Raw genomic sequence first — 7,447 nt, 5'->3', positions numbered from 1 at the left:
CGTTTCCTTGTACGGTGGTTACTCCTTTCAGAGCGTTTCACACAGACCTCCCTAGGTACCACACGTTTCTTCCTCTCCATCCATCTGCCTCATTTATCATGCATGATTCCGTGTAGTTATTGGGCTTCGACTTGTGTTGCAGCCTTACCCTCATGCATAACCTCGTATGAGATTTCTGTACGTCAGACCAGAGATTTGCCCGTGGGTTAGTATGTTCCCCACATCCAGCTTCCTTCAGATTCCACCTCGCGGCGGACACCCTTGCCTTCGGCTATATCCTTCCCACTACCGGGTGGATTCGGGACTTGAACCCGTTAGAAACGTGCGCCGCTAGGCGCACAACGCAACAGGGGCGGCACAGAAATTCTGTGCCGCCCCTGTTGTCGCAATAACAAAATCTGCATTTATCTGTCCGAAAAACATCCGGAATGTTCATTTCTTTCCGGAGTTCTCCGTACTGTTTTTTCTTTCTCAGCGAATCACTCTCTTGGAATGCATGGAGAAGGCATTCATATCATAATCTTCCAGGTTCGCCTTTACTGTGCGGTCATCTGCCTCGGCAATCATCGCCTCACGGATCTTCTTTGCCTCCATCGGAGTCTTGTTGGAGCTCGGTCCGGCGATGCATCCGCCCTCACAGATCATTCCTTCCACAAACTGCTGCGGAAGCTTGCCCATCTTCATAAGGAGAAGCGCCTTCTTGCACTCCGCCGCGCCGCTGCAGCGCAGGGCGGAAATCTCTCCGCTCTCGCCCATCTCCTTCATGCACTCGATGACCGCGCTGGCTACGCCGACCTGTCCGAAACGCTTTCCGAACTGGCTCGCCTGCTGCGTATCATTCGGTTCCGGAAGAAGTTCCACGTCTTTTGCCTTCAGCATGGCACGGATTTCGCCATAGGTAAGGGCGTAGTCCACATTTCCCGGAATATTCAGATCCATCGCCTCGCTCTTCTTCGCGATGCACGGACCGATAAACACGGTCGTCACGCCCGGATCCTTTGCCTTCAGCATACGGGACAGTGCCACCATCGGCGATACGGAAGTGGAAACATTGTCAATCAGCTCCGGATAATGCTGACGAATCATATTGACAAACGCCGGACAGCAGGAGGTAGTCATCTTCTTACCCTCGTTCATGGCCTCGAGCCACTCCTCCGCCTCAGCCCACGCCGTCATATCGCCGCCGAGTCCGACCTCATACATATCATGGAAACCGACCTTCTTCAGTGCGGTTCTCCAGCTGGAATAGGTGATGTCCGGTCCGAACTGACCCTCGGTTGCCGGCGCCATCATAGCGACAACTTTCTTGCCGGCGTTGATCAGTCGGATCAGGTCTACCATGAAGGTCTTCGAACCGATCGCGCCGAACGGACAGCTGTGGATGCAGTGTCCGCACTGGATACACTTCTTCTCATCGATCACACAGACGCCAAACTCATCGTAGGTGATGGCATCCGCCGGGCAGACCTGCTTGCACGGACGTTCCAGATGCGCAATGGCGTTATACGGGCAGGCTTTCGCGCACATACCGCACTCACGGCACTTGTCCGGGTCAATGTGGGCTCTGGTCGCCTCCATGGTGATGGCGCCGAAATGGCAGGAGTTCTGACATGCCTTGCCCATACATTTGCGGCAGTTATCCGTAACGGTGTAGGATGCGATCGGGCACTCCTCGCAGGCCGCGTTGATTACCTGAACCACATTGGTGGTATCGCGGTCACTCGGACACTTTCCCTCCGCCAGACGGATTCTCTGGCGAACAATCTCTCTCTCCTTATAGATACAGCAGCGGTAGCTTGCCTTCGGGCCCGGAATCAGTCGATACGGAAGAAGATCTCTCTCCTCATCCAGTTTTCCGTCCCACGCAAGCTTTGCGACCTCCCGCAGAATCTTATGCTTGAATTTTAATATCGTCGCGTCATTTGTAATCATTGTATTTCTCCCGAAATGAACTTCTTATATTAATAATATTTTACCGTGACCCTTTTTCCGAGACCACGCATCGCATTCACGAGTCTCCTGGTCAGAGCCTGACGGATTCCCAGATCGATCGGCAGATCCGGGTTCTGATAGGCACTGTTGACTGCCGTTCCGATAAACATTGTCAGGTCCGTGCACTCCTCGATCAGCATTTTTGCCATGACCGATGCTGCATTTTTCCGATCCAGCTCTCTAAAAAATGCGGCAGAGGGCAGCGCAAGCTTCCGGTATTTTTCCAAAAGCTCCACCACTCTCCGGAGAGTAAGAATTCCCTCCGTCACGAGGTCCACGCCTTCCATATTTGCCGTCGGCGGAATATCCGGATCCATATAATCCAGCGAGATCGTCAGCGGTTTTCCGATCTCACGCGACACGATCGTCGCTGTGGTGCCGCCGGAAACAATCTTTTTCGCATCCGGCTCCGACATGAAATCTCTGGTGATCACCGGATCCATATCCGCATCCCGCGGCGGTCCGGTCATAATATGAACCTTTTGGGCCTCGATGATCCGGACGCAGACAACAGTCGTATCATCATCCGGATTTCCCTCATAGAGTTCCCGGCACCGGTCGGTAAGGGAAACCGCAATGCGGACCGCCGAGGCGGACTGACCGCAGACTTCCGCAGCATAAGCTGCCGCCTGTCTCCACTGCCAGCCGAACGGATACGCCGCACGCCCGGTACCGGCATGGGTTACTCCGTCGCTGACCAGAATCAGGGTATCTCCCTTATCCACCATGAAGCGGCATTCCCGGATCTTCTGCCCGCTGATCACCCGCGTGGTGACCGGGAGATCGGCCGGGACACCGGATTTCAGATAAATGACCGGCGGATTGTCATAGTTAACCAGATAAACCTCACCGTTATTAAAAATCTGAAGAATGGTAAATGTGGAATATGCAACCTGACGGACCTTTTCCACCGGAAGCGTGTTCACGACCGTCTCAACACACTCCTCCAGCTTTGCTCCCTGCGCGAACATGGAGCCGAGAATCTTCGCCGTCAGGGTGGACAGAATGCTGGCCTGTACGCCGCTTCCCATACCGTCTGCCAGAATCATGACATCGGAATTTTCTGTTTTGAGCATCTCGACCGTATCGCCGCAGAGATACTCCGAATGTTTATTCAGACTGTGCTTCGACACATCGACCGTAATGCTCATTTCAGCGGACCTCGCTTTCATGTTCTGTCTCAAACAGGGAACAGAGTTTCGTCAGGGTCGTCTGTGTTTCCGCAGTCGTCTCGCCGAGAAGGCCGGCAATCTGCTGCGCTACGCGCATCTGTTTATAGATGACGTTGTGCGCCAGATCGATCGTCTCTTTTCTCTTCTGATATTCTTTCTCCATCTGCTGTTCTTCTGCCGTTACATCAATGATGGTGAGAATGACATAGTCCGACTCCGGAACATAGGCAATATTCTGGAACGTGATCAGATTGCGCTCCGGATACATCACACGTTTTCCCTGAACGCTGATATGGCTGTCAAACACTTCCTGTACATCACCGGTCGCCATAAACTCGCTCAAAACGTGCTGATACATTTTTTCCGCCGGAAGTCCGAAGAAACTCTGGACCGCAGCGGAACAGTCGAGAATGCGGAGATTCTCGTCCAGAATCAGAATGGCATTCGGCGTGGTCTCCATAATCATATGCGCAAGGGAACTTGCCCTCTTGTGGAGATACGGAATGCACATTTCCAGTTCCGCTTTTCCCTGGAAGACCGCAATCGCTTTTGCACGGCAGCTGCTGTAACCGCACGCACCGCAGTTCAGTTCCTGATCCGGATGCATTTTTCCGGTTGCGCTCAGAATCTCCCGGATCTGTTCCTCCGTCGGCATTTTCTCCTTCACGGAACGATCCGTGAATCCACGGACGGCCTGATACTTTGCGATCTTCTCCGACAGCCAGCCGCGGTCGGCCGGATATTTCGGAAGCGCCTCTTCCAGCTCCAGCTTCAGTTTGAAACCGGTGGTTCTGCGTGATGCCTCCGGTCCGTTGATGCATCCGCCATGGCATGTATTCATTTCAATAAAACAGTTATTCACCGCACCGGACTGGATGGCCTCGCAGATCTCCTTACAGTCCTCCACACTGCTCGCGTAGAGTTTGCGGTAGTGATCGGTAATTCCTCTCGCTTCCTCCTCCGCTCGCACTGCCCGGAGAAGCCCGCCGCTGAGCGAATACCGGAGGTTTGCCCCCAGATATTCATCGCTTCCCTCATCCGGTTCGCAGTCTTCCAGACGAATCTTCTCATCTTCCATCCACCGGCGGAAATCCTCAAAACTCAGGACACAGTCCGGTCTGGTCGTGCGGCTTCGGTCCTTCTCCGCCACGCACGATCCCATAAACGCGATCACGGCGTCCGGTCCAAACTCGTCACGCAGCATATGAACATGCATGCCGGACGGAATCTTAACCGGCGCAAGCTGCGGAATCAAATCCGGATAGTGCACTTCGATCAGGTTGATCACGGAAGGACAGGCAGTCGAAATGATGTTTTTCATGCTGCCTTCCCGGAGAAGCCTTACATATTCGATCGTATCCAGTGCCGCTCCCTCTGCCGTGCTGCGAATTTCGGAAAAGCCAAGCTTTTTCAGCGCGGTCTTTACACGGCGGTAATTGCCGACGCCGAAAACACCGATTGCCGACGGCGCAAGTGACAGAACCACTTTTCGGCCGTCCCGGATCAGCTCTTTCACTTTTTCGAGATCACTCGCCATCTTTTTGGCAGACTGCGGACAGTGAACCAGACACTCGCCGCACAGAATACAGCTGTTCGGAAGAACAAATGCATGTCCGTCGCGGAACGCGATGGAATTGACGCAGCAGCTTCTGACGCATCGATAGCAGTGCCGGCACTCCGCCGCATTAAAATCAATAATCGCCATGTTTCGCCTCCATATCGCAGGGCCCCGTTTTCTCACGGCAGACGACCGGACGGCCGCACCGTTCCGAACGGCTCTCAGACTCTGGTCAGTACCTGTTCCTCAAAGAACGCCTGTGCTGTCTCCGGCTTCACGCTATAGATTTCCGGCTGATCATCGATGGTCACGCATACCCCCTTGCGGCAGTTTCCGCTGCAGAAGGCTCCGGTAAGATTTACCTTTCCCTCTAATCCGTGGGAAGCAACCAGCTCCTGAAGAATGCGGATGACATCGCGGGATCCTTTCAGATGACAGGCAGAGCCGATGCAGATCGATACTTTCATAGAATATGCCTCACTTTCGTGCATTATATACGGCAAATGCAGCCCAGAAGCCGCACTTACTCAGTTTCCTTTATTGTGCATATTATCGCATAACCGCTATTTATATTCAATTCTTTTCCGGACCGGAAATGTACCCTGTGGCATACAATCTGATAAAGAAATAACAAAAGTAATCATATTTTATCCGATCTCCCAAAAACGATATTTTCCAGCCGCCCGGCGGCTTTTTTGCCATTTATTGCACCGGGAAACGCGAAGAAATTTCATCCGCGTTTATATAACGAAAAACCGCTCAGCCAAAAGAAAAATCCTTCTGACTGAGCGGTTCACATCATTCAAGCTGCTGACGGGAATCGGACCCGTGACCTCCGCACTACCAATGCGACGCTCTACCGACTGAGCCACAGCAGCTTATTTTGTTTCAGGTCTCTCGCGAAACCTCAGATATAGTACCACGGCATTTCAGACATGTCAACAACTTTTTTTTACACAATTTTCTCATTTTCCCAAACACATCCCTGAAACCCGCATATTTCAAAGAAAAAATGGCCATTTCCGGGTGCAAAAAATTCCCTCTTTGCGTTATTCGTTTTACCTATAACCTAAACAGTCTCTTTTTCATGAATTTCATTTCTATTTTGATATTCTTGTGTTAACATAACTGCTATAAGGACCACTGAATACCATCGTTCTGGGACAGGCTGCAAAGCCTGGACGACGGTATCGTCCAAAGCAAGGAATCGGTCCGAACAGAAAAAAAGGGGGATATATCTGTATGGAAAGTCTTGTCAAACTCACTGGCGACATCGACAGCTTCATGTACACCTATCTGCTGATCATCATTCTTCTTGCAGCCGGTATCTATTTTACCTTTGCAAGTAAATTTGTTCAGCTCCGCATGTTTGCCGAGTCGCTCCGCGTCATCATGGAAAAGCCGTCCAAGGAAGGCTCTGTTTCTTCCTTCCAGGCACTGATGGTTTCCACCGCTTCCCGTGTCGGAACCGGCAACATCGTCGGTGTCGCATCCGCGATCTGCACCGGCGGTTACGGTGCGGTGTTCTGGATGTGGATTATCGCCATCATCGGCGGTTCTTCCGCATTTGTTGAGAGTACGCTTGCTCAGATCTATAAGAAGAAAGACCCGGAAGGCAACTTCTACGGCGGTCCTTCCTATTATATTGAAGCCGCACTTCACAGCCGTCCGCTGGCGCTTCTCTTCGCAGTCAGCATGCTGCTGACCTATGCCGGCGGTTTCAATATGCTCTGCGCGTATAATCTCCAGTCCACATTCAGCGGCTACTCTTTCTATGATCCGAGCATCTCGCCGGTTATCATCGGAATCGTCCTTGCAGGCCTGTTCGGTTTCTGCCTCTGGGGCGGCGGAAAGAGAATCATCAGCACCACCTCCGCTCTGGTTCCGTTCATGGGCGCTCTCTACGTTCTGGTTTCCATTGTTGTAATTCTTATGAACATCGGCAATCTTCCGATGGTATTCGGAAAGATCTTCTCCGAAGCATTTGACTTCCAGGCAATCTTCGGCGGTTTCACCGGATCCGCTGTCATGATGGGTATCAAGAGAGGTCTCTATTCCAACGAGGCCGGTGTCGGTTCTGCACCGAACGCCGCTGCCGCTGCCGATGTAAGCCATCCGGTCAAGCAGGGTCTCGTTCAGATGCTCTCCGTATTCATCGATACACTGCTTCTGTGCACCGCAACCGCAATGATGTGCCTGTGCTCCGGTATCGCTCCGAATGCGGATCTTGCCGGCGCGCCGTACGTTCAGGCTGCTCTTCAGTCCACTCTCGGCACCTTCGGTCCGGTCTTCATCACAGTTTCCATGATTCTGTTTGCATTCACAACCCTGATCGGAAACTACTATTACACAGGAAATCTTCTGAACTACATTCATAAGGGTGTTCCGAGCCAGACCTTTATCAAAGGCTTCCGCATCGTCTGCACACTCCTTGTATTCTTCGGTGCAATTGCACAGATGGACCTCGCATGGAACGTTGCGGACATCCTGATGGGAATCATGGCGATCATCAACCTTCCGGTTATCTTCATCCTTCATCGCGTCGCTTTCCGTGCGGAGAAAGATTATCTTCAGCAGAAAGCAGAAGGAAAGAATCCGGTATTCCATGCTTCTTCCGTAGGTCTGAAAGGAAAGACCGACTGCTGGGAAGATGAAATGTATATCTGATCTGAAATCCGATGCGCAACCACAGCACAACCCGATTCTGCAAAACTGTCCGGTCCGG

Annotated in this window: 5 protein-coding genes and 1 tRNA gene; 1 reads left to right on the top strand and 5 read right to left on the bottom strand. The window is 52.2% G+C overall.

What is annotated here, in order from left to right:
* Window positions 1–471: 471 nt before the first annotated feature.
* The 5 genes from BR86_RS0109405 to BR86_RS0109385 form a co-directional block, all read right to left on the bottom strand.
* The gene (locus BR86_RS0109405; protein WP_031473325.1) at window positions 472–1,932 is read right to left on the bottom strand and encodes a 4Fe-4S dicluster domain-containing protein; all 1,461 of its coding nucleotides are present in this window, start codon (window positions 1,930–1,932) and stop codon (window positions 472–474) included.
* Between the two features lie 29 nt (window positions 1,933–1,961).
* The gene (locus tag BR86_RS0109400) at window positions 1,962–3,143 is read right to left on the bottom strand and encodes a PP2C family protein-serine/threonine phosphatase (RefSeq protein ID WP_031473323.1); all 1,182 of its coding nucleotides are present in this window, start codon (window positions 3,141–3,143) and stop codon (window positions 1,962–1,964) included.
* A 1-nt stretch (window position 3,144) separates the two neighbouring features.
* Complete coding sequence (locus BR86_RS0109395; protein WP_031473321.1) at window positions 3,145–4,869, bottom strand: [Fe-Fe] hydrogenase large subunit C-terminal domain-containing protein; 1,725 nt, start codon at window positions 4,867–4,869, stop codon at window positions 3,145–3,147.
* Between the two features lie 74 nt (window positions 4,870–4,943).
* Window positions 4,944–5,189, bottom strand: a complete 246-nt coding sequence (locus BR86_RS0109390) for a (2Fe-2S) ferredoxin domain-containing protein (RefSeq protein ID WP_031473319.1) — start codon at window positions 5,187–5,189, stop codon at window positions 4,944–4,946.
* 338 nt (window positions 5,190–5,527) lie between these two features.
* Window positions 5,528–5,600: transfer RNA gene (locus tag BR86_RS0109385), tRNA-Thr, on the bottom strand.
* Window positions 5,601–5,964: 364 nt separating this feature from the next.
* Between BR86_RS0109385 and BR86_RS0109380 the strand changes: the two genes are divergently transcribed.
* Window positions 5,965–7,389 (top strand): alanine/glycine:cation symporter family protein, encoded by a 1,425-nt coding sequence (locus tag BR86_RS0109380; protein ID WP_031473317.1) that lies wholly within the window; start codon window positions 5,965–5,967, stop codon window positions 7,387–7,389.
* The last annotated feature ends 58 nt before the right edge of the window (window positions 7,390–7,447 follow it).

The sequence above is a fragment of the [Clostridium] aminophilum DSM 10710 genome, from assembly GCF_000711825.1.
GTDB lineage: Bacteria > Bacillota > Clostridia > Lachnospirales > Lachnospiraceae > Clostridium_R > Clostridium_R aminophilum.
The sequence above is the reverse complement of the archived record's forward strand: the minus strand, read 5'-3'. Positions and strand labels throughout refer to the sequence as shown.